This is a genomic window from Streptomyces sp. MBT53, from assembly GCF_016654115.1.
Taxonomy (GTDB): domain Bacteria; phylum Actinomycetota; class Actinomycetes; order Streptomycetales; family Streptomycetaceae; genus Streptomyces.
Genome location: NZ_JAEQAZ010000015.1, coordinates 145,525 through 167,279, shown reverse-complemented (window position 1 = coordinate 167,279; position 21,755 = coordinate 145,525). Strand labels below are relative to the sequence as shown.

At 73.2% G+C, this 21,755-nt stretch carries 17 protein-coding genes; 10 read left to right on the top strand and 7 right to left on the bottom strand.

Going from position 1 to position 21,755, the window contains the following annotated elements; translation table 11 throughout:
• Nucleotides 1-36: 36 nt before the first annotated feature.
• Nucleotides 37-1,539: a PLP-dependent aminotransferase family protein gene (locus JHN45_RS08555; RefSeq protein WP_200708854.1), complete on the top strand. Its 1,503-nt coding sequence runs from the start codon at nucleotides 37-39 to the stop codon at nucleotides 1,537-1,539.
• 54 nt (nucleotides 1,540-1,593) lie between these two features.
• Here the strand turns inward: JHN45_RS08555 and JHN45_RS08550 are convergent, their stop codons facing one another.
• Both JHN45_RS08550 and JHN45_RS08545 read right to left on the bottom strand, forming a co-directional pair.
• Entirely contained in the window at nucleotides 1,594-3,171 is a 1,578-nt protein-coding gene (locus tag JHN45_RS08550; protein WP_200708853.1) for a hypothetical protein, read from the bottom strand.
• Between the two features lie 34 nt (nucleotides 3,172-3,205).
• The gene (locus tag JHN45_RS08545; protein WP_019059657.1) at nucleotides 3,206-3,400 is read right to left on the bottom strand and encodes a hypothetical protein; all 195 of its coding nucleotides are present in this window, start codon (nucleotides 3,398-3,400) and stop codon (nucleotides 3,206-3,208) included.
• A 256-nt stretch (nucleotides 3,401-3,656) separates the two neighbouring features.
• On the opposite strand from JHN45_RS08545, the gene JHN45_RS08540 reads away from it, so the two are divergent.
• From JHN45_RS08540 to JHN45_RS08520, 5 genes are all read left to right on the top strand, one after another.
• A complete protein-coding gene (locus JHN45_RS08540) occupies nucleotides 3,657-4,049 on the top strand; it encodes an ankyrin repeat domain-containing protein (RefSeq protein WP_200708852.1) in 393 nt (130 codons plus the stop codon).
• A gap of 333 nt (nucleotides 4,050-4,382) precedes the next feature.
• Nucleotides 4,383-5,801, top strand: a complete 1,419-nt coding sequence (locus JHN45_RS08535; protein ID WP_200708851.1) for a HEAT repeat domain-containing protein — start codon at nucleotides 4,383-4,385, stop codon at nucleotides 5,799-5,801.
• Nucleotides 5,802-5,940: 139 nt separating this feature from the next.
• Nucleotides 5,941-7,068, top strand: a complete 1,128-nt coding sequence (locus JHN45_RS08530) for a glycosyltransferase family 1 protein (RefSeq protein WP_200708850.1) — start codon at nucleotides 5,941-5,943, stop codon at nucleotides 7,066-7,068.
• The gene (locus JHN45_RS08525; RefSeq protein ID WP_200708849.1) at nucleotides 7,065-8,228 is read left to right on the top strand and encodes a glycosyltransferase; all 1,164 of its coding nucleotides are present in this window, start codon (nucleotides 7,065-7,067) and stop codon (nucleotides 8,226-8,228) included. The genes JHN45_RS08530 and JHN45_RS08525 overlap by 4 nt, the downstream gene beginning before the upstream one ends.
• Complete coding sequence (locus tag JHN45_RS08520; protein WP_200708848.1) at nucleotides 8,225-9,085, top strand: SGNH/GDSL hydrolase family protein; 861 nt, start codon at nucleotides 8,225-8,227, stop codon at nucleotides 9,083-9,085. Before JHN45_RS08525 ends, JHN45_RS08520 begins: the two co-directional genes overlap by 4 nt.
• A 15-nt stretch (nucleotides 9,086-9,100) precedes the next feature.
• Here the strand turns inward: JHN45_RS08520 and JHN45_RS08515 are convergent, their stop codons facing one another.
• Genes JHN45_RS08515 through JHN45_RS08495 form a run of 5 tightly spaced genes read right to left on the bottom strand, consistent with a single transcriptional unit; the run spans nucleotide 9,101 to nucleotide 13,483 of the window.
• Nucleotides 9,101-9,970, bottom strand: a complete 870-nt coding sequence (locus JHN45_RS08515) for a biotin-dependent carboxyltransferase family protein (protein WP_200708847.1) — start codon at nucleotides 9,968-9,970, stop codon at nucleotides 9,101-9,103.
• Nucleotides 9,967-10,584: an allophanate hydrolase subunit 1 gene (locus JHN45_RS08510; protein WP_200708846.1), complete on the bottom strand. Its 618-nt coding sequence runs from the start codon at nucleotides 10,582-10,584 to the stop codon at nucleotides 9,967-9,969. The genes JHN45_RS08515 and JHN45_RS08510 overlap by 4 nt, the downstream gene beginning before the upstream one ends.
• Nucleotides 10,581-11,333 carry a LamB/YcsF family protein gene (locus tag JHN45_RS08505; RefSeq protein ID WP_200708894.1) on the bottom strand — a complete coding sequence of 251 codons (753 nt, stop codon included), beginning with the start codon at nucleotides 11,331-11,333 and terminating at the stop codon, nucleotides 10,581-10,583. Before JHN45_RS08505 ends, JHN45_RS08510 begins: the two co-directional genes overlap by 4 nt.
• A 12-nt stretch (nucleotides 11,334-11,345) precedes the next feature.
• Nucleotides 11,346-12,167, bottom strand: a complete 822-nt coding sequence (locus JHN45_RS08500) for a putative hydro-lyase (protein WP_200708845.1) — start codon at nucleotides 12,165-12,167, stop codon at nucleotides 11,346-11,348.
• Entirely contained in the window at nucleotides 12,164-13,483 is a 1,320-nt protein-coding gene (locus JHN45_RS08495; RefSeq protein ID WP_200708844.1) for an MFS transporter, read from the bottom strand. Before JHN45_RS08495 ends, JHN45_RS08500 begins: the two co-directional genes overlap by 4 nt.
• Nucleotides 13,484-13,653: 170 nt before the next feature.
• Between JHN45_RS08495 and JHN45_RS08490 the strand changes: the two genes are divergently transcribed.
• From JHN45_RS08490 to JHN45_RS08475, 4 genes are all read left to right on the top strand, one after another.
• Nucleotides 13,654-14,361: a GntR family transcriptional regulator gene (locus JHN45_RS08490; protein WP_200708843.1), complete on the top strand. Its 708-nt coding sequence runs from the start codon at nucleotides 13,654-13,656 to the stop codon at nucleotides 14,359-14,361.
• Nucleotides 14,362-14,517: 156 nt separating this feature from the next.
• Nucleotides 14,518-16,044 carry a hypothetical protein gene (locus tag JHN45_RS08485; protein ID WP_200708842.1) on the top strand — a complete coding sequence of 509 codons (1,527 nt, stop codon included), beginning with the start codon at nucleotides 14,518-14,520 and terminating at the stop codon, nucleotides 16,042-16,044.
• 77 nt (nucleotides 16,045-16,121) lie between these two features.
• Complete coding sequence (locus JHN45_RS08480) at nucleotides 16,122-17,000, top strand: hypothetical protein (RefSeq protein ID WP_200708841.1); 879 nt, start codon at nucleotides 16,122-16,124, stop codon at nucleotides 16,998-17,000.
• 68 nt (nucleotides 17,001-17,068) lie between these two features.
• Nucleotides 17,069-21,754, top strand: a complete 4,686-nt coding sequence (locus JHN45_RS08475; protein WP_200708840.1) for a hypothetical protein — start codon at nucleotides 17,069-17,071, stop codon at nucleotides 21,752-21,754.
• Nucleotide 21,755 lies beyond the last annotated feature (1 nt).

Below are 21,755 nucleotides of genomic sequence, written 5' to 3'. Positions count from 1 at the left end.
ATCCATGGCCAATTCCGGGAAGGTGGACTGGTTTCCATGGCGCAGTGGACCTCGGCGATGGGCGCCGCGCAGCTGGCCCGGCTGCTCAACTCCCAGCAGGACCGGCCGGCCGGACCCGGCACCCGCCGGCCGCCCGCCTACCGGGCCCTCGCGGACGGCATCCGCCTGCTCGTGCTGGAGGGGCGCGTCCCGGTGGCCGCCCGGCTGCCCGCCGAGCGGGAGTTGGCGCTCGCCCTGTCCGTCAGCCGCACCACGGTCGCCGCGGCCTACGAGGCGCTGCGCGCCGAAGGATTCCTGGAGTCCCGGCGCGGGGCCGGCAGCTGGACCGCCGTACCGGCCGGAAACCCGCTTCCCGCGCGCGGGTTGGAGCCGTTGCCCCCGGAGGCCCTCGGTTCGGTGATCGACCTGGGCTGCGCCTCGCTGCCGGCGCCCGAGCCGTGGCTCACCCGGGCCGTCCAGGGCGCCCTGGAGGAGCTGCCGCCGTACGCCCACACGCACGGCGACTACCCGGCCGGGCTGCCCGCGCTGCGCGCGATGATCGCCGAGCGGTACACCCTGCGTGGGATCCCGACCATGCCCGAGCAGATCATGGTCACCACCGGTGCGATGGGCGCCATCGACGCCATCTGCCATCTCTTCGCGGGGCGTGGCGAGCGGGTCGCCGTCGAGTCGCCGTCCTACGCCAACATCCTCCAGCTGATGCGGGAGGCGGGCGCCCGGCTGGTGCCCGTGGCGATGGCCGAGGGGCTCACCGGCTGGGACATGGACCGCTGGCGGCAGGTGCTGCGGGACGCGGCGCCCCGGCTCGCGTACGTCGTCGCCGACTTCCACAACCCGACCGGTGCCCTCGCCGACGACGACCAGCGGCGGCAGCTCGTGGACGCGGCCCGCTCGGCAGGCACCGTGCTCGTCGCCGACGAGACGATGACCGAGCTGTGGCTGGACGACGACGTCGAAATGCCGCGCCCCGTCTGCGGGTTCGACCCGGCCGGCTCGACCGTCGTCACCGTCGGCTCCGCCAGCAAGGCCTTCTGGGCCGGCATGCGCATCGGCTGGGTGCGCGCGGCCCCGGATGTGATCCGCAGCCTGGTCTCGGCCCGCGCCTACGCCGACCTCGGCACCCCGGTGCTGGAACAGCTCGCCGTCAGCTGGCTGTTCAGCACGGGCGGTTGGGAACAGGCCGTCGACATCCGGCGGGGCCAGGCCCGGGAGAACCGGGACGCGCTGGTCGCGGCGGTACGGCGGGAGCTGCCCGGCTGGGAGTTCGAGGTGCCCAGGGGCGGACTCACGCTGTGGGTCCGCACGGGTGGGCTGTCGGGTTCCCGGCTCGCCGAGATGGGGGAGCGGGTGGGCGTACGCGTCCCGTCCGGGCCGCGCTTCGGCGTCGACGGGGCCTTCGAGGGGTATGTGCGGCTGCCGTTCACCGTGGGCGGCGCGGTGGCCGAGGAGGCGGCGGCACGGCTGGCCGCGGCGGCCCGGCTGGTGGAGAACGGGGTCGGCGGGGGCGGCAGCGAGTCGCCGCGGACGTTCGTGGCGTAGCCGGCGCGAGAGGTGTCCGGGGCCGGCGCGGGCGACCGCACCGGCCCCGAGCCGCTATGAGGTCTCCGCCACCGCGGCCTCCACCACCGCTTCCGTCGCCACCGTCTCCACCGCGTCCGCCGGTGTCGTACGCGGCGGGAGAAGGGCCAGCACCGCCTGGCGGTCCGCGTCGCTCGTCGCGTCGTCGTACGGGTCTGGGGTCGCCGGGACCTGGAGCCGGTGCACCGGGCCGCTGCCCAGGCGTGCGTAGCCGCGGCCGGGCGGCACCTGGGCGATCGGCGTGGTGGGCGGGGGAGCGCCGAGGACCGCCTCCAACTGGGCGGCGGTGGCGGGGCCGAGGACGACACGCGCGCGTGTGTGCTGTCGTACGGCGTCGCTCAGGGCGTCCGCGCTGTCGAACTGGTCGGCCACCACCACCGTCACATGGGCCGCGCGGCCGTGCCGCAGGGGTACCTGGAGCAGGGACTGCGGGTCCTGGCGGCCGTCGGCCGCGGCCAGGTGGGCGAAGGCGCTCGGGCGGTCCAGGATGATCCACAGGGGGCGCCTGGTGTCGTCCGGTGCCGGGTGGCCCGACTGGCGGGCGTGGTTGGCCGCGATCAGTCGGCGTTCCGTCTCCTGAGAGGCCCACTCCAGACTGGCCAGGGTGCCGGTGAGGCCGCACTCGACGGCGAGGACGCCGTCCCGGCCGGTGAGGCACGCGTACTCGCCGGTGCCGCCGCCCTCGACGATCAGGACGTCGCCGTACTGGAGGGCCTGGAGGGCGATGGAGCGCAGCAGGGTGGAGGTGCCGCTGCCGGGCTGGCCCATGACCAGCAGGTTCGGCTCGGTGGAGCGGATGCCGGTGCGCCAGACGACCGGAGGGACATCGCGCTGTTCCGTGCCGTGGGTCAGCGGGAGCGTGCGGTGGACGTGGGTCGGGTCGGTGAAGCCCAGGACGGTCTCGCCGGGGGCGGTGACGAAGCGCTGGGCGGCGATGTCGGTGGGGAGGGGGGCGAGGACGCCGACGGTGAGCTGGTTGCCCTCCTCGTCCCATTCGAAGCGGTACTCACGGCCGCGTCCGGACTTCGCGGTGAGCAGCTGCTCGATCCGCGCGCGGGAGTCGGCCTCGCCGTCGGTGAAGTAGGCCGGGTAGCGGACGGCCAGGTGGGTGATGCGGCCCGCCCCGTCGAACTCGTGGGCGGGGAAGGCCTTCTCCCAGTCTCCGCCGTGGGCGAACAGGGGCGCCGGGTCCTCGGCGATGGAGAAGTAGGGCACCAGCGCCTCGTAGAGGGACTGCAGACGCTTGGTCTGGGACTCGTCGGGCCCTTCGGGCGCCGGCGGGGTGCGGTCGCGGCCGTGCCATGCTGCCGCCGCCATCAGGACGATGACGGCGAGCAGCGGGCCGTACGGCACCAGTGCCACCACCAGGACCACCGAGGCCACCAGGAACAGCAGTGGTCCGCGTTTGTCCTTGGGGGTGTCGGCCCATCTGCGCCGCCCGGCGGATGCCAGCCGGCGCAGACCGCGAGTGATCGTGATCAGCGGATGGAGGACGTCGGTGGCGCTGTCGGCCGCCGTCCGGGCCAGCTCCCGGCTGCGGGCGATCTGTGCGCTGCCGTTGCTCAGGATGCGGGGGAGGGGGCGCCGGGCCACTGCTGTCTCCTGGAGGTGCGTACGGGTGGTTGCGTCAGAACTTGATGCCACCGAGGAGGCTCGCCAGGCTCTCCCCGCCGGCCTTGATGCTCGGCGCGATGGCCGTGCTGGCCATGTAGAAGCCGAAGAGTGCGGCCACCAGGGCGTGCGAGGCCTTGAGTCCGTCCTTCTTGAAGAAGAGGAAGACGATGATGCCGAGAAGGACGACGCCTGACATGGACAGGATCATTTGAGCTCTCCTGGTTCGTGGGGACAGTCACCATGAGTTCTTCCAGGATCACAGGATGTATCCATACGATAAAAGGTGCAAGTGGGTGAAATTCGGCTGATTTCCCTCTGATGGCGGAGCGCATTCGGGCCGTCTGAGCAGGGGTTTCACCTGTGTCGGGCCCTGCGGTGATCTTTGCCTCGGAGAGGGCCGGTCATGTGTCGGCGGAGCCAGTACGCTGGCGATTCACCCGTACTAGTGAGAGGCGGTCAGGCCGATGAGTGAAGCCCCCGACCCCGAGGTCGTGGAGCTCGCGACCAAGATCTTCGATCTGGCCCGCCAGGGCGGGACCGAGGCGCTGGTGGCGTATGTGGACGCGGGTGTTCCGGCCAATCTCACCAATGACCGCGGTGACTCCCTGGTGATGCTCGCCGCGTACCACGGGCACGCCGACGCCGTACGGGCCCTGCTGGCGCGGGGGGCCGAGGCGGACCGGATCAACGACCGGGGGCAGACCCCGCTCGCCGGAGCCGTCTTCAAGGGCGAGCAGGAAGTGATCGAAGTCCTGCTGGAGGCCGGTGCCGATCCGGCCGCGGGCACGCCGTCGGCACTCGACACGGCCCGGATGTTCGCCAAGACCGAGCTGCTGGAGCTGTTCGGCGCGCACTGAAATGTGGTCCGTCATTCACTGGGGCGGGCCTTGTGACCAGGTACGACAAGGAAAACGGGGGAAAACGGGGGAAGGCAGCACGTGGCCGCCCGAAATTTCGGTCGCGGCAGCGAGAACTGCCGGGTCATCATGACGTCGTGAATCACGGACGCGATGGCCGGGCAGGTGTTGCCGCACCGCGCGGGCCGTGAGGGTCCGCTTGGGCCACCGACGAGAGGCAGAGGAAAATGGTCTACAGCAAGCAGGAAACGGCGGGCGCCCCGACGTGTTGTCACGCGGCCAGGTAGTGCACGTCCCCCGGTTGCGTCGACGCTTGATGTGAGGCTGTTTCCCATGTTCGATCCGGTCATAGCGCCCAGCGGTACGCTGCTCGGCCTGCTTCAGCGGGGCCGCGGCGACGGCACACTGCACGCGCTCACCGCACCCCGTGCCGAGGCACTGGCTGCGCTGAACCACTGCGTTCTGCGCGACCCCCGCCACGACTGGCAGGTGGAGAACCGCTCCCTGTACTACGCCCGTCTGTACCTCGATCTGAACGGCGATCTGGACGCCGTCGAGGCCCACCTCTTCGACACCGAGGACGTCCTCGACACCGAGGAGTCCCGCACGGGACTCGCCCTCGCCGTCCTCGGGCACCTCGCCTCCTACGGCAGGCGGGACGCACTCGTACTGCTGCGCCGGTACGCGGCCTCCGGGACCAATTGGGCCTGGGCGCTCGACGAACTCGCGCTCAGGGACGACGACGCGGGCCTGCGCGCCCTCGCCGCCCCCGTGCTGGCGCGTTTCCCGGCCGATCCCGAGGGCGAGGCCGAACTGGCCACCGTCGTGCGCGACGCCTTCGAACCCCGGCCCTGGCGGCTGTGGGCCGAGGACTCACGGGAATCGATCGCCACGCGCGTGCGTGCCGCTCAGGAAGCCGGCTGCTTCGACCGCTGGCAACGCCAGATGCGACCAACCGGGCCCCGTCCGGGGTGGAGCGTGCAAGCGGTGTTCGAATGGGCCCAACAGGGCATCGAACGCGGCTCGGCGCTGCACGTCCCCGCCGCCCGCTGCCTCAGCGCGGTGGCAGGCCCCGAGGACCGGCCCGAGATCGTCGAGGCGGCCAAGGACGGCAGCGAGGGAGCCCGCTGCACCGCCCTCCGGTATCTCGCCGACAGCAACGACCCCGAGGCCCTCCAGCTCATCGAGCGCGCCGTGGCCACCGGCACGGCACCCGTCGTGGAGGCTGCCGTCGACGCCTTCGAACGGATGCGCTCCGTCGCCGCCGTCGACCGGGCCCGCGGCTGGGCCCGACGGCCCGACCCGCTCGGCGCCGCCGCCGGCCGGATGCTCGCCTGCCGGGGCGGAGCCCAGGACAGCGACCTCGTCCTCGGCGCCCTCAGGGAGGCCGTCATGGGCGAAGGACCCGACGCCCCCACCCTGTGGACCCTCGTCGACGGCGCAGGCCGCCTCGGCATCGCCTGTGCCGCACCCGTCCTGCGCCATGTCTACCGGGAAACCGCCTCGTCCCATCTGCGTGGCCGGGCCGCCCGGGCCCTGGCCGCCACCGACCCCTCCTTCCCGACCGGCTTCGCCGTCGAGTGCCTCTGGGACTGCGAGGAGACCACCCGGGAGATCGCCGCCCGGCACGCCGAGACCGGTGACGCCCGGGTCGTGGAACAGCTCCGCAGGCTCGCCGCCGACCCGGCCGAGGAAGCGGAGGTCCAGACAGCGGTTCGGAGCCGGATCGGGCCCGACGCCCCCGCAGTGTGAACACGGGGTGACTCGCGGGTCAGACGGGCATGGACGCCGTCTGACCTGCTCGGGTGTGCAGCGCAACGCTCATGGGACGTTCACCGTTCGCATAGATCCACGTTGACGCGGGCACGTCCAGCGCGGCGACAACACGGGTATGCGTGTCGTCATCGTGACCGAATCCTTTCCCCCCGATGTGAACGGCGTGGCCCACTGCGCGCTCCAGACCGCCCGGCACCTCGTGGATCGCGGTCATCATCCGCTCGTCGTCGCGCCGGCCACCGCGGCCGGTTCCGGGCCCGACGCCCAGTCGCCGTGCCCAGTCATCCGCATCCCCTCCCTACCGCTCCCGGGCTACCCCCAGGTCCGCGTCGCCCTCCCCAGCCGACGCGTCGCCGCGGCCATCACCGAACACCGCGCCGACATCGTGCACCTGGCCAGCCCCTTCATCCTCGGCGTCCGCGGCATGGCCGCCGCCGCCCGGCTCGGCATCCCCGCCGTGGCCGTCTACCAGACCGACCTGGCCGGATACGCCCGCACGTACGTCGGTGCCGGCGAGTCCACCGCCTGGCGGCGCATACGGTCCGTCCACGCCGCCGCCGACCGCACCCTCGCGCCCTCCAGCGCGGCCCTCGGCGACCTGGAGGCACACGGCGTGCCCCGGGTCAGGCTCTGGCCGCGCGGGGTCGACACCGAGCGCTTCCGCCCCGAGTACCGCGACGAGGCACTGCGGCGCGAAATTGCCCCGAACGGCGAACTGATCGTCGGCTACGTCGGCCGGCTCGCCCCCGAGAAGCAGATCGAACTCCTCGCCGGAGTCTGCGGCCTTGAGGGCGTCAAGGTCGTGGTCGTCGGCGACGGACCCAGCCAGCCGCACCTCACCGAGGCGCTGCCGGGCGCGGTCTTCCTCGGACGCCGTACGGGCGACGAGCTCGCCCGTATCTTCGCCTCGTTGGACATATTCGTGCACACCGGACCTTTTGAGACCTTCTGTCAGACCGTCCAGGAAGCCATGGCCAGCGGCGTCCCCGTCGTCGCGCCCGCCGCCGGCGGTCCGCTCGACCTGGTCGCCCACGGGCGCACCGGGTTCCTCTTCCCGCCGCGCGACGAGACCGCCGTGACGAACGCCGTACGGACCCTGGCCGCCGATCCCGCGCTGCGCGCCGAGTACGGCACCGCCGCGCGGGCCATGGTCGAGGGCCGCACCTGGGCGGCCGTCGGCGACCAGCTGATCGCGCACTACGGCGACGTCCTCGCCGCCCGCAAGGTGGTGGTGGCGGCGTGAACACCGCTGCGCTGCGGATCGTCAGGCTCGCCAACTTCGTGGCCCCCTCCTCAGGGGGGCTGCGCACCGCCCTGCGCGAGCTGGGCAAGGGCTTCAAGGAGGCCGGGCACCACCCGGTCCTCATCGTGCCCGGCGAGCGCCATACCGACTGCGAGACCGAGCAGGGCCGGATCATCACCCTGCCCGGGCCGCTGCTGCCCGGCACCGGCGGCTACCGCGTCCTCGCCGACAAGCGGCGCGTGGCCAACCTCCTGGAACAACTCGCCCCCGACCGCCTGGAGGTCTCCGACCGCACGACCCTGCGCTGGACCGGCAAATGGGCCAGGCGGGCCCGCATCCCCGCCGTGATGGTGTCCCACGAGACCGCCGACGGCGTCCTGCGCACCTGGGGCCTGTCGGAGAACATGTCCCGGCGCACCGCCGACGCCCTCAACGTCCGTACGGCGCACACCTACGCGCGCGTGGTGTGCACCACCGAGTTCGCCGAGCGGGAGTTCGTCCGCATCGGCGCCCGCAACGTCGTACGGGCCCCGCTGGGCGTCGACCTGGTGGGACGGACCCCGGCGCTGCGGGACCCGGTGGTGCGCGCGCAGTACGCGCGCGTGGACCAGGTTCTCCTGGTGACCTGCACCAGGCTGTCCGTGGAGAAGAAGCCCGGCACGGCGCTCGACGCCCTGGAGGCGCTGGTACGGCGCGGGCGGCGGGCGGCCCTCGTGGTCGCCGGGGACGGACCGCTGCGGGCCCGGCTCGAACAGCGGGCGCGGGAACGCGGGTTGCCGGTCACCTTCCTCGGGCACGTCTCCGACCGGCGGCTGCTCGGCGCGCTCCAGGCGTCCGCCGACGTGTGCCTGGCACCCGGGCCGGCCGAGACCTTCGGGCTCGCCGCCCTGGAGGCGATGGCCTGCGGCACGCCCGTGGTGGCCAGCGCCTCGTCCGCGCTCCCCGAGGTCATCGGTTCCGCCGGGGCCACGGCCGCGGACAACGGGCGGGCCTTCGCGGACGCCGTGGACATGCTGCTGGAGCGCTCCGAGCCGGAGCGGCGGGAGATCGCACGCGCGCGTGCGGAGTGCTTCGGCTGGGACACGGCGGTCGACGCGTTCCTCGCCGCGCACGACGCGGATGTCCCGGTACGGCGCTTCGTGCCCGGAGGCGTGGCATGAGAACGGTCCGTTTCGTCGCCCTCGGTGACTCGCTCACCGAGGGCGTGGGCGATCCCGTCGGCGAGGCATGGCGCGGTTGGGCCGCCCTGCTCGCCGACGGGCTGGCCGGGCAGCCCGAAGACACCGTGGAGTTCACGAACCTCGCGGTCAGCGGGGCACAGTCGCGGGACGTGCTGGAACGGCAGACCCCGGCCGGGCTCGCCCTGAACCCGGACGTCGTCTCCGTCGTCATAGGCGTCAACGACACCCTGCGCTGCACCTTCGACATCCAGGCCCTGGCCGCCCGGCTCGACGAGGTCTACGCGGCCTTCACGGCACAGGGCGCGGTCCTCCTGACGGCCTGTCTGCCCGACCCGGGCGCCATGCTCGGCCTTCCGGGCGCACTGGCCCGCCCGCTCGCCCGGCGCCAGCGAGCGGTGAACACGGTGGTGCACGCGCTCTCCGAGCGCTACGGCGCCGTGCATCTGCATGCCGCGGAGGGCGAGTGGATCATGGACCGCGCGATCTGGAGCGCGGACCGGCTGCACCCCGGAGAGCGGGGTCACCGCCAACTGGCCCTGCGGTTCCACGCGTTGCTCGCCGAGGAGGGTGTGGCCACGGGGGCCGCGCCCTCGCCCGAGCCCGAGTTCCCCGCCCCCACCAAGTCGGCCAGCCTGTGGTGGCTGGCGACCGCGGGCACCGGCTGGGTGGCCCGCCGCTGCACCGACCTGCTGCCGCAGCTCCTCAGGCTGGCCGCCGACGAGATGCGCCACCGCGCGCGGGGCACCAGCGCCCGGCTCGACCTGAGCGCGTCCCACGCGGTGTCGGCGGCGCTGGCCGCCCTCTCGGTGGGGGAGAAGCAGCCCGACGTCGCATAGGGCGCACAGGGGGCCTCAGCGGCGTCGTACGGCCACGAAACGGACCGGGGTTCCGGGCACCGCCTGCGCGGCGGCCGGGAGGTCCGTCGGGCGGACGACCGCGATCACCGGGTAGCCGCCGGTGGTGGGATGGTCGGCGAGGAAGACCACGGGGCGGCCGTCCGGGGGGACCTGGACGGCGCCCAGGACCATGCCCTCGCTGGGGAGTTCACCGGTCAGGGCACGCTCCAGGGTGGGGCCCTCGGTGCGCAGCCCGATGCGGTTGCTCGCCGACGACACCTGGTACACGCGTGACGTGAACGTCCGTACGGCCTCCGGCGTGAACCAGTCGTCGCGGGGGCCGAGCGTCACCCGGAGGACGAGTTCGACCGGGGGGCGCGGCTGCGGGGCGAAGTCCACGCGCGCGTGGAGGCCGGTCGGGGAACCCAGCGGCAGTATGGCGCCGTTCGTGAGCGGCGCCGGACCGAGCCCGGACAGCAGGTCCGTCGAACGGCTGCCGAGCACCGGCTCCACGGCGACACCGCCGGCGAAGGCGACGTAGGCGCGTACTCCGGAGAAGGCCGTTCCGATGTCCAGGAGGGCCCCGGCGGGCACGTGCACGGGTGCTCCCCAGGCCACGGGCCGTCCGTCGACCGTGACCGGGCAGGGCGCGCCGCCGACCGCCACGAGAATCGTTGAACGAGGCCGTACGGCACAGCCGTTGAGGGTCGTCTCCAGGACGGCCGCCTCGGGCGGATTGCCGACCAGCCGGTTGACGAGCGCCGCCGCGGGCCCGTCGAGCGCCCCGGAACGCGGCACCCCCAGGTGTGCGTGTCCGGGCCGCCCCAGGTCCTGCACGGTGGTCAGGGCCCCGGCCCGGACGACGGCGAGTGCGCGGTCCGTCATACGTCCGCCACCGGGACGAAGCGCACGCGCGTGCCCGGCGACAGCAGCGCGGCAGGCACACGCGTGTGGTCCCACAGGACCGCGTCCGTCGTACCGATCAGCTGCCAACCGCCGGGCGAGGCACGGGGATACACGCCGGTGTACGGGCCCGCCAGGCCCACGGCACCGGCGTGCACAGCCGTGCGCGGGGTGGCCCGGCGCGGGACGTCGTAGCGGGCCGGGAGGCCGGTGAGGTAGCCGAAGCCGGGGGCGAATCCGCAGAACGCGACGCGGAACTCGGTGGCCGCGTGGATACGGCCCACCTCCTCCTCGGGGACCCCCCACAGGGCGGCGACGTCGGCGAGGTCCGGGCCGTCGTAGCGCACCGGCAGGTCGATCACCTCGCCCGCGCGCGGGGGCGCGGGGGGTACGTCGGAGGCGGTCAGTTCGGAGGCCAGCCGGGCCGGGTCGGCGAGGCCGTCGAGGAGGACCGTGCGGGCGGCGGGGACGATCTCGCGGACGGTGAGGAGGCCCTCCGCGCGGCGGCGCAGCAGCTCCGCGTGGACGGCCTCGGCCTCCTCCCCGGAGGCGACCTCGACGAGCAGTGCGTCGTCCCCGACACGCAGCGTCCTCACGCGAAGGCCTCCACCGGGACACCCGACTCCAGGAGCCGTGCGCGCACCCTGCGGGCCAGTTCGACCGCGCCGGGCGTGTCCCCGTGCAGGCACAGGGAGCGGGCCCGCACCTCGATACGCGCCCCGGAGAGCGTTTCGACCGTCCCGGAGCGGGCCAGGCTCAGCGAGCGCTCCACGACGGCCTCGGGGTCGGTGACCACCGCGCCGTCCCGGCCGCGCGGCACGAGCGTGCCCTCGTCGGTGTAGGCACGGTCCGCGAACGCCTCCGGGACGGCCTGCAGGCCCGCCTTGGCGGCCAGGTCGAGGACGACCGAGCCGGGCAGCCCGAGCACGGGCAGTGAGTCGCCGGCCAGGAGCACACCCTCGATCACCGCGGCGGCCTGCTCCGGGTCGTGCACGACCCGGTTGTAGAGCGCGCCGTGCGGCTTGACGTAGGACACGCGCGTGCCCGCCGCCCGGGCGAACACCTCCAAGGCGCCGATCTGGTACGCCACTTCGGCCGCCAGCTCGGCGGACGGCACGTCCATCGCGCGCCGCCCGAAGCCCGCCAGATCCCGGTAGGACACCTGGGCGCCGACCCGCACCCCGCGCTCGGCCGCCAGCTCGCACACCCGCCGCATGGTGACCGGGTCCCCGGCGTGGAAACCGCAGGCCACGTTGGCGCTGGTGACGACGGACAGCAGCTGTTCGTCGTCGGTGAGATGCCAGCGGCCGAAGCCCTCACCGAGGTCGGCGTTCAGATCGATCATCATCTCTCCTGGTCAGGCGACGCGGTACTGCTCGTCGCGGGCGTCGGTGACGAACATCTGGCCCGGCGCGTGGGTGATGGCGAACGGCGGGCGGGACGCCATCACCGCGGCCTGCGGGGTCACTCCGCAGGCCCAGAACACCGGGATGTCGTCCGGCGCGGCGTCCACCGGATCACCGAAGTCCGGGCGGCCGAGGTCGTCGATGCCGAGTCCCGAGGGATCGCCGCAGTGTACGGGGCTGCCGTGCACCGCCGGGAGCAGCGCGGTCACCCGGATCGCCGTCGCCAGGTGCTCCGGGGGCACCGGGCGCATCGACACGACCATCGGGCCGTGCAGCCGCCCGGCGGGGCGGCACGGGCGGCTCGTGACGTACATCGGGACGTTGCGGCCCTGCTCGATGTGCCGGACCGGGACGCCCGCCTCGCTGAGCGACCACTCGAAGGTGAAGCTGCACCCGATCAGGAACGACACCAGATCGTCGCGCCAGTACGCCCGCACGTCCGTCGGCTCGTCCGTCAACTCGCCGTCCCGCCACACCCGGTAGCGCGGCAGATCGGTGCGCAGGTCCGCGCCGTCGGCCAGAACGGTCTCCCAGGAGCCGGCGTCCGTCACGTCGAGCACCGGACACGGCTTCGGGTTGCGCTGGCAGAACAGCAGCATGTCGTACGCCCAGTCGGCGGGCACCGAGATCAGGTTGGCCTGGGTGTGGCCCGCCGCGATCCCGGCCGTGGGGCCCGTCAGCCCGGCCCGGAAGCGTGCCCGGGCGGTACGCGGGCTCCACGCGTGCGCGTGCTCGTCGACGAGGGTCGGGGGACGGTCCTCCGTACGGTTCACGCCAGTTCCTTTCCGCGGGTCTCCGGCAGTCCCAGGAGCGCCAGCGCCGCGATGCCGTAACCGATGGCCCCGAAGACGAGCGCTCCGCCCACACCCCAACTGTCGGCCAGGAAGCCCACCAGCGTCGGGAAGACGGCGCCGACCGCGCGGCCGGTGTTGTACGTGAAGCCCTGTCCCGTGCCGCGCAGCGCGGTCGGGTACAGCTCGCTGAGGTACGAGCCGAAGCCGCTGAAGATCGCCGACATGCAGAACCCGAGCGGGAAACCGAGCACCAGGAGAAGGGTGTTCGCGCCGTTGGGGATGTGCGTGTACACCAGGATGCAGATCGCCGAGAGCAGGGCGAAGAGCCAAATGTTGCGCTTGCGGCCGAGCACGTCGGTGAGATAGCCGCCGGTCAGGTAGCCCAGGAAGGCGCCGGAGATCAGGAAGGTCAGATAGCCGCCGGTGCCGACGACGGACAGGCCGCGCTCCGTCTTGAGGTACGTCGGCACCCAGGTGGCCAGGGTGTAGTAGCCGCCCTGGACACCCGTGGAGAGCAGGCCCGCGAACACCGTCGTGCGCAGCAGGCCCGGCGCCTCGGCCGTGCCCGGCTTGAAGATCGCCGCGAACGAGCCCTTCTGGGCGTTCTGTTCGCGCACGGCCGTCGCCTCCGGGGCGTCGTGCACCCGGCGCCGCATCCAGAGCACCAGCAGCGCGGGCAGCGCGCCGGTCCAGAACATCACCCGCCAGGCCAGGTCGTCGCCGAGGAACGAGAAGACCAGCGTGTAGACGACCGCGGCCAGCGCCCAGCCCACCGCCCAGGAGCTCTGGACCGCGCCGAGCGTACGGCCGCGGTGCTTGGCGCTCGCGTACTCGGCGACCAGGATCGCGCCGACCGCCCACTCGCCGCCGAAACCGAGACCCTGGAGGGCGCGGAACACCAGCAGGGTCTCGTAGTTGGGCGCGAAGCCGCAGGCCACCGTGAAGACGGCGTAGGTGATCACCGTGATCATCAGGGCCTTGACGCGGCCCACCCGGTCGGCGAAGACACCCGCCAGGGCGCCCCCGACCGCGGAGACGACCAGCGTGACCGTGGTGAACAGGCCCGTCTGGCCGCTGTCCAGGCCGAAGTACGCGGCCAGCGCGACCATGCTCAGCGGCAGGGTGAAGTAGTCGTAGGAGTCCAGCGCGTAGCCGCCGAAAGCGCCGGCGAAGGCCCGGCGGCCGTTCGGACCGAGCGCTCGGAACCAGGCCAACGCGCCGTCGTCGGCGGTCAGTTCGTCCGTGTCGGGCTGCGTTCCGGTGTTCAGGGCCTGGGGTGGAGGGGTCGTGCTCATGTGCACCTCGCAGAAGGAGGACGGAGGGTGCTGGGACTGAGCCGGGCCGTGCGGAAGCCGTCGGCGCCGGGGTGAGCGGGTGGCGCCATGTGAAGCAAAGTAGAGGATCGTTGAACGATCCTTCAAGAGGCATGTTGTTTCGTTCTTGTATCTGCGGTTGAATTCCGGGCATGGCAGAGCAGATGGCGGGACTGGCCGACGACCGCGCCCTCCTGGGCCGTACGAGCACCGCGGAACGCGTCTCGGACATCCTCAGGAGCCGTATCGCGGAGGGCTATTTCCCGCCGGGGGCCCGGCTCTCGGAGGACAGCATCGGCGGGGCGCTCGGTGTGTCGCGCAACACACTCCGCGAGGCGTTCCGGCTGCTCACCCATGAGCGGCTGCTCGTCCACGAGTTGAACCGGGGCGTCTTCGTCCGGGTCCTGAGCGTCGAGGACGTCCAGGACATCTACCGCACCCGCCGCCTCGTCGAGTGCGCCGTCGTCCGCGGCCTCGGCGAGCCGCCGTACACCCTCGAAGAACTCGCCGCGGCCGTGACCGAGGGGCAGTTGGCGTCCGTCGAGGATGACTGGAAAGGAGTGGGTACGGCCAATATCCACTTCCACCGGGAACTGGTCTCCCTCGCCGGCAGCGCCCGCACCGACGAGCTGATGCGCAGCGTCTTCGCCGAACTCCGGCTCGCCTTCCACCTCGTGGACGACCCCAGGGCGCTCCACGAGCCCTACCTCCAGCGCAACCGCCTGATCCTCCAGGCGCTCCAGGCGGGCGACGCCGCCGAGGCCGAGAGACTGCTCGCGGTCTACCTCGACGACTCGCTCGAACGGGTCGTCGACGCCTACCGGCAGCGGGTCGGCGAGGACGGCACGGCCCTCGGCTGACGAGGGGGGCGTGGTGAGGGCGCGCGGCTCGAACGAGACGGCGCGGCGTCCGACGGACCTCGGCGCGGCGCCCGGCGGACCCAGCACACGGCTGTGGCGGTAGTCGCTTCTGCGTCGTTTGGGTCGTTGTCAGACCGAGGATCTAGTCTGTGCAGCGTGACTTCGCCTGCATCGACGGACAGTGTTCCGCCCCAGTTCAGCGCGGGGCCGCGCCCCGCACCGGGCCCGGCCGCCGACGAGGGACTGGCGCGGCGACTGCGCGCGCTCGCCTGCACCGCGCCACTGCACGACCTCGACGTGCGCAAGGCCAACCTCGCGGGCGAGTACTCGGTGTACGGCATGGCGGAGGTGGCCCTCGCCGCCATCGACCTGGTCACCCTGAACATGGACTTCGACACGGGCGCGGACCACGACCAGATAGTGGCCAGGCTCATCCCGCGCATCGCCGCCCAGGCCCCGCAGCGCCCCGTCGCCGAGCACGAGCGCGTGGCCCGCTGGGTCCTGGAGAACCTGATCAACGTCGGCAGCGTCGACCGCGGCTTCCGCACGGTCTACGGCACGTTCGCCCAGGACGGCACCTATGTGCGCCGCGACTACGACTTCAAGCTGATCGAAGAGGTCCCCGGCTACGGCGGCAGCGTCTACCTCCGCACGACCGACGAGGCCGTCAACGTCCTCGTGGGCGCCCTCGACACCGACGTCACCAGCGCGCAGATCGCCGCCGAGGTCAAGCTGGAGGTGCTCATCAGCCGCGGCCGGCTCGCCGACGCCCAGCTCGCCGCCGAGCAGGCCCGCTACCGGACCGTGCAGTACTCCGAGACCCTCCGCCGCGCCCTGGACGCCACCCGGCGCAACGTCCGCGCGGTGGACTGGCTCAACGCCGTGCCCGACATGATCGCCGAGGCCCTCGACCACGTGGCCGACCGCTACCGCCACGAGAACGCGATCCTCACCAACATCCGCAAGGCCCGCGACGAGTCCGAGGACCCCGAACAGAAGCGCCGCGCCGCCGAGTTGGTCGACATCGTCAAGGACTGCATCCGACGCCACACACAGCTCCAGTCGCGCCTCCTGGAGGCCGGACCGCTGTTCCGCGCGGAGCAGGACCGGCAGGCCTTCGCCACGCCCATGACGACCTCGGGGATAGACCTCTACGGGCATCTCGTCTCGCCCGTGCTCCCGCTGCCCCTGGAACAGGCGATCCGGGTCACGGACGCGTTCTTCGCGCGCGGGACGGGGCTGCGTACGCCGGTGTCCGTCCGGGTGGGCGACCTCGTCGAGATACTGCTGACGCCGCCTCAGGAGCGGGAGCACCTCGGTGCTGAGATGCCGGAGCCGGATCTCATCGCCACGCCGGACGACAGCCGCTTCAGCGAGGAGCAGTTGGCGGCGGCTATGGAGTTGCTCGATCTGCCGGCGGACGCGCCTCGGAGGTTGTCGGGGCTGCTTGCGGACGCTCGGCGGCAGGATCCCGAACTGCCGTATCTGGTCGCCCTGTTGGCTGTGCACGCGGCCAGTCCGCCGGTCGGCACGGCGTACCGGCAGGGGGAGCCGAAGCTGCTGTTCGCCGTGGACGACGGGGTTGAGCTGGACGATCCCGAGTTCGGTGGGGCCGATCTCATCGTGGGGATGGCCTTGTTGGACACGGTGGGGATGGCTGCGGGGCGGAGTGAGGCGGCGTAAGGCATGAACGACCGAGGAATGAACCACCGTTACGTGAACGACCGTCACATGAACCACCTCAGCAAGGAGCCCCAACCGTGAGCGAGCACGTCGAATGGAGTGAGCCGGCGGTCGCAGCCCCGGCAGTGACCGCTGTCATCACGCCCGCCGACGCCGCCGACGCGGCGCGGCTCGTCGCGTTCGGGCTGCAGCCCAAACTGCAGCCCGCGCGGGACCAGGAGTACGCCGAGCTGCTGCGCCGGTACCGGGAGGACCCGCCGTTCGCGCGGCTCGCCGACGCCGTGGCCGCCGGACTCGGGCTGGTCGTCCTGGAGGTGTCCCCGCGCGCGGGGATGGCCGTGACCGCCGCCGAGGACTCCGTGTTCGCCGTCCGCATGGGCGACTACGCGCGCCGCACCGCCGCCGACTCCGGGGACCGCTTCCTGCACGGGCTCGCGCATCTCTCCGTCGCCGCGATGGCGTTCCCGCGCCCCGAGGATCTCGCCGACGACGGCTACATCGGGCGCGTCACGGTCAACGGGGTCGACGCCTTCGTACGGCAGGCCTGCCGGCGCCTGGAGGAGCGGGCCGACGAGCAGGGCATGAACACCGACCCGGCCACCGACGCGCCCGGCCTGGAGGCCGCCTGGCGGATCTGGGTCAGACGCAGCTCGACCGGTGCCACCAAGGACGCCCGCAGACTCGCCGGTTCGACCACCGGCATCGTCGGCAAGGCCGCCGCGTTCCTCACCGACTCCGGCTTCCTCCAGCGCACGGGCGACGACAACGGCGGCACGTACCGCACGACCGCCCGCTACCAGCTCCAGGTGCGTGACATGGCCGGCAGCGCCGCCATGGCCGAGCTGCTGGAGCTGGGCGTCGTCCCGGTCACCGACGGCACCGCGAGCCTGCTGCCCGCCGAGGACACCGAGGACCTGGAACTGGTGGCCGACGCCGGGCTGCCGTTCCACTCCTGACCCCCCAGCCCCACCAGAAGACCTACGAACCCCCCACACCTGCCGAAGACTTACGACGAGAGTCCGCCATGTACGAACTGTCCCGGGTCCGCCTCTACTCCATCGGTCCCGCCGGTGCGCGCTACGCCGACACCGTGCTTGACCTGCGAGGCGTGGGCAAGCCCGTGCCCGATCCCGCGCCCACCCAGGCGGAGTTCTTCGAGGACGAGCCCGTCGGTCCGCCGCGCCGCCCCGCGCCCGCCGGTGTGCTCTTCCTGGAGAACGGCGGCGGCAAGTCCGTCCTGCTCAAGCTGATCTTCTCGGTGATGCTGCCGGGCCACCGCAACACACTCGGCGGCGCCAGCTCCGGTGTGCTGCGCAAGTTCCTCCTCGCGGACGACTGCGGCCATGTCGCCCTGGAGTGGCAGCACACACTGACCGGCGAGTGCGTGGTGGTCGGCAAGGTCAGCGAGTGGCGGGGGCGTCAAGTCTCCAACGACCCGCGGAAGTTCGCCGAGGCCTGGTACTCTTTCCGGCCCGGTCCCGGACTCAGCCTGGACAACCTCCCCGTCGCCGAGGCCACTTCCGTACGGCCGCCCGTCGAGGGCGCGTCCGGCGCGCAGGGCCGTCGACGCACCATGAAGGGGTTCCGGGACGCCATCACCGAGTCGGGCAAGGCATATCCCCACCTCGAAGTGCACTGGGAGGAGATCCACGACCGGTGGATCGAGCACCTGGGCGACCTGGGCCTCGACCCCGAACTCTTCCGCTACCAGCGGGAGATGAACGCCGACGAGGGCGAGGCCGCCGGCCTCTTCGCGGTCAAGAAGGACTCCGACTTCACCGACCTGCTGCTGCGTGCGGTCACCGACACCCGGGACACCGACGGGCTCGCCGACCTGGTCGGCGGCTTCGGCAACAAGCTGGGGCGACGCGCCGAACTGATCGCCGAACGGGACTTCACGGCAGGGTCCGTGGACCTGCTCGGCCGGATCGTCGAGGCCGCCGAGGGACGGGCACGCGCGCGTGACATCCACGCCGGCGCCGAGCGCCGTACCCGCACCCTGGCACGGCGGTTGTCCGCGCGGGGCGCGCAGGAGCGGGTGCGGGCCGCCGACCTCGCCCAGCGCGTCACCGCCGCCGCGTACTCCGTCACGCACTCCGAGGGGGCGCGCGAGCGCAGCGCGCTGGTCGCCGCCGAACTGGCCTACCGGCACGCCTCGTTGGCGCTCGCCACCACGGAGAAGTCCGCCGCCGCGCAGAAGCGCGAACTCGCCGACGCGCGCACGCTGCACTCCGCCTGGCAGGCCGCCGAGGCCGTACTGCGCCACCGCGCGGCCGCCGACCGCTCCGCGCGCGTGGCCGTCGCCATCCGTGAGGCAGAGCGGGACGCCGCACCGGCGCTCGCCGCCCGCGCCAAGGCCGCCGTCGATCTGGTACGAGCCCTGCACGAGGCCGCGGAGAGCGCCGAGAACCTCGCCAACGAGGGCGAGGAGCGCTCCGCCGCGCTCCAGGAGGTCGGTGAGTCCTCCCACCGGGACGCGACCTCCGCCGCCACCGAGGCACAGCGCGCCCGCAGCGAGATCGGGCATCTGCGCCAGCGCCTGTCCGAGGTCGAGCAGGAGACCGCCGAGGCGGTACGCGCTGGCTGGCTCGACGACAGCGCCCCCGACGCCGACCCGGCCCGCGCGGCCCTCGCGGCGAGCGACGCCGAGAAGACCGCCGTGGCCGCCTGGGACACCGCGCGCGAGGCCTCGCGGCGAGCGGCCGAGCACGCGCGCGAAGCGGCCTCCGCCGAGTCCCGCGCGGAGTTGACGGCGGCCCGCGCGTCCGACGCGGCGGCCGCCGCCGAGCGGACCTACGACGCGGAACGGCGCCTCGCCGAGGGACTGGCGGGGGAGGAGCGGCTGGCGGAACTGCTCAGCCTGCCGAGTGCCGGCGGTTCCGGTGGTGTGCCGGTGCCGCGTGGCGCCAACGAGGCCGCGGCGAGCGGCAGTTCCGCCGCCGACACCCCCTCCGGCATCACCAAGTCCTCCCGCCCCTTCGCCGACGGCTCCCTCACCCCCGAGGAACTCGACCGCTTCGCCGACGAGTTGCGTGAACTGCTCGACGACGGGGTCGCCGCCGGCGAGCGACAGCTCTTCGACCTGCGTACCGCCGCCGCCGACGACTCCCGGATCCTCGGGGCGCTCGGTGACGGTGGACTGCTGCCGCCCGGCCCGGACGTGCTGGCCACCGTCGAGTACCTGGGCGAGCACGGCATCCCGGCCCTGCCCGGCTGGCGCTACCTCGCGCAGGCCGTCGACCCCGTCGACCACGCGCGCGTGCTCGCCGCCCGGCCCGAGCTGGTCGACGGCGTGATCATCACCGACCCGGCCACGCACGCGCGTGCCCGCGAGGCACTCACGGACGCGGCCCTGCTGCCCCGGTCCGCCGTGGCGGTCGGTACGGCCGCCGCCCTGCTGGCCCCGACCCCGGCGCCCGACGCGGGGGACGGTGACGTCTTCCTCGTACCGCCGAACCCGGCCATGCACGACGAGCAGGCCGCCGACGAGGAGCGGCAGGCGCTGCGCGCGCGGGCGACCGAGCGGGACGAGGAGATCCGCACGCTCGCCGCCCGGCTCGGCAAGGACCGGGAGCTGGCGGCACGGCTCGCCTCCTGGCGCACCGGCTGTCCGAGCGGGCGGCTGGTCGAACTGGCGCGGACCGCGCAGGACACGCGCGCGTTCGCCGAAGAGGCCGAGGCCGAACTCGCCGAGGCGCGGACCGTGCGCGCCGAGGCCGACGAAGCCGCCGCCGAGGCCGCCCAGGTCCGCGACGAACGGCAGGAGACCGCGCAGAAGGCCCGGCGTGCCGCCGACGCCCTCGCCGGACTCGCCTTCCGGCTGCGCGAACGCGCCGGCTGGCAGGTCAAACTGCGCGAACTCGCCGACGAGGCAACCGAGTCGGAGGCCCGCGCCCAGTCCTGCCTGGAGCGTGCCCGCGCCGCCGACGAGGACCGCCGCGCCGCCCAGCGCGCCGCCGACGACGCCCGCCGTACGGCCCGTGCGCTACGTGCCGAGCGCTCCGAGATCGCGGGCGCCCCCGACGACGTACCGGCGGACGACGCCGACGCTCCGAAGCCGTCGCTGCCCGCCCTGCGCGAGGCCTATCGCGCCGCCTCCCAGCTCTACGAGAAGGTCGGCGTCGGCGCCGACCTGCGGGCCGAGCAGGCGCGCGCGGAGAGCGACGAGAGCGCTGCGATCGCCGAGTTGGACCGGCTCAGCAACAAGGTCCGCACCCGCGCGGCCCAGCTGTTGGAGTCACCCGACGGCTCCGACGGACCGTCCCGGCAGGCCGCCGCGGCCCGCGCCGAGGAACTGGTGCAACTGCTGGAGACCCGGGTGTCGAACGCGAGCGAGCAGCTCGGTCGGCTGCGCGGCGAGGCCGAACGGCACGCGCCCGAGGACGGCGAGGCACACACCGAGCTGGCCGAGGAACTCGTCCCGCGCGACGCCGAGCACGCCCAGGCACTGCTGCGCACCGCCACGGCCGAAGTCGCCTCCCGCGCCGACGCGTTGGGGCAGGCCCGCGAGGCGCACGCCGAACTCCTCGACGCCCACCGCGCCGCCGAGGACGGGGCCGGCGGCTTCGACGAGACCGCCGCGATGCTGCGTGACCTGCTGCGCGAACACACCTCGGACGAGGACCAGGAGGAACCCGAGCCGTACCCGGGCAGCGTGGAGGAGGCCCGGCACTCCGCCGCCGAGGCCCGCCGCTCGCTGCGCGGCTGCGCCGCCGACCTGTCCGCCGCCGAGGGGGGCGTACGGGAGGCGAGCGATGTGCTCGTGCGGCACGCCAACTCCACGCGCTACGAGCAGGTGCGGACTCCCGCGCGGCAGCAGATCCGTGAGCTGCCGGCGTCCTCCCTGCCCGAGCACGCGCAGAAGTGGGCCGACGCCTTCGCGCCCCGACTCCGGGTCCTCACCGACGAGTTGGCGCAATTGGAGCGCAACCGCGACTCGATCGTGGACCGGCTCCGCGGGCTCGTCGAGTCGGCGCTCGCCACCCTGCGGTCCGCGCAGCGGCTGTCCCGGCTGCCGGAGGGGCTCGGCGAGTGGTCCGGGCAGGAGTTCCTGCGCATCCGCTTCGAGGAGCCCGACCAGGCCACGCTGACCGAGCGGCTCGGCGAGGTCGTCGACGAGGCCACCCGGGCCGCCGTGAAGAAGAACTCCGACATGCGGCGCGACGGAATGTCCCTGCTGCTGAGGGGAGTCGGTGCCGCCCTGGAGCCCAAGGGGGTCGCCGTCGAGATCCTCAAGCCGGACGCCGTACTGCGCGCCGAGCGGGTCCCCGTCGGGCAGATGGGCGACGTCTTCTCCGGCGGCCAGCTGCTCACCGCGGCCATCGCCCTGTACTGCACGATGGCCGCGCTGCGCTCCAACGACCGGGGCCGCGACAAGCACCGGCACGCCGGCACGCTCTTCCTCGACAACCCCATCGGTCGCGCCAACGCCACCTATCTGCTGGAGCTGCAGCGCGCCGTGTCCGACGCGCTCGGTGTCCAACTCCTGTACACCACCGGCCTGTTCGACACGACGGCACTGGCCGAGTTCCCGCTGGTCATCCGGCTGCGCAACGACGCCGACCTGCGGGCCGGCCTCAAATACATCAGCGTGGAGGAACACCTCCGGCCGGGCCTGCCGCAGCAGGCCCCCGCCGGAGAAGGGGAGTCGGTGCACAGCGAGATCACCGCGACCCGGATGTTCAAGCGACCGGCGCCGACCACCCCGTAGG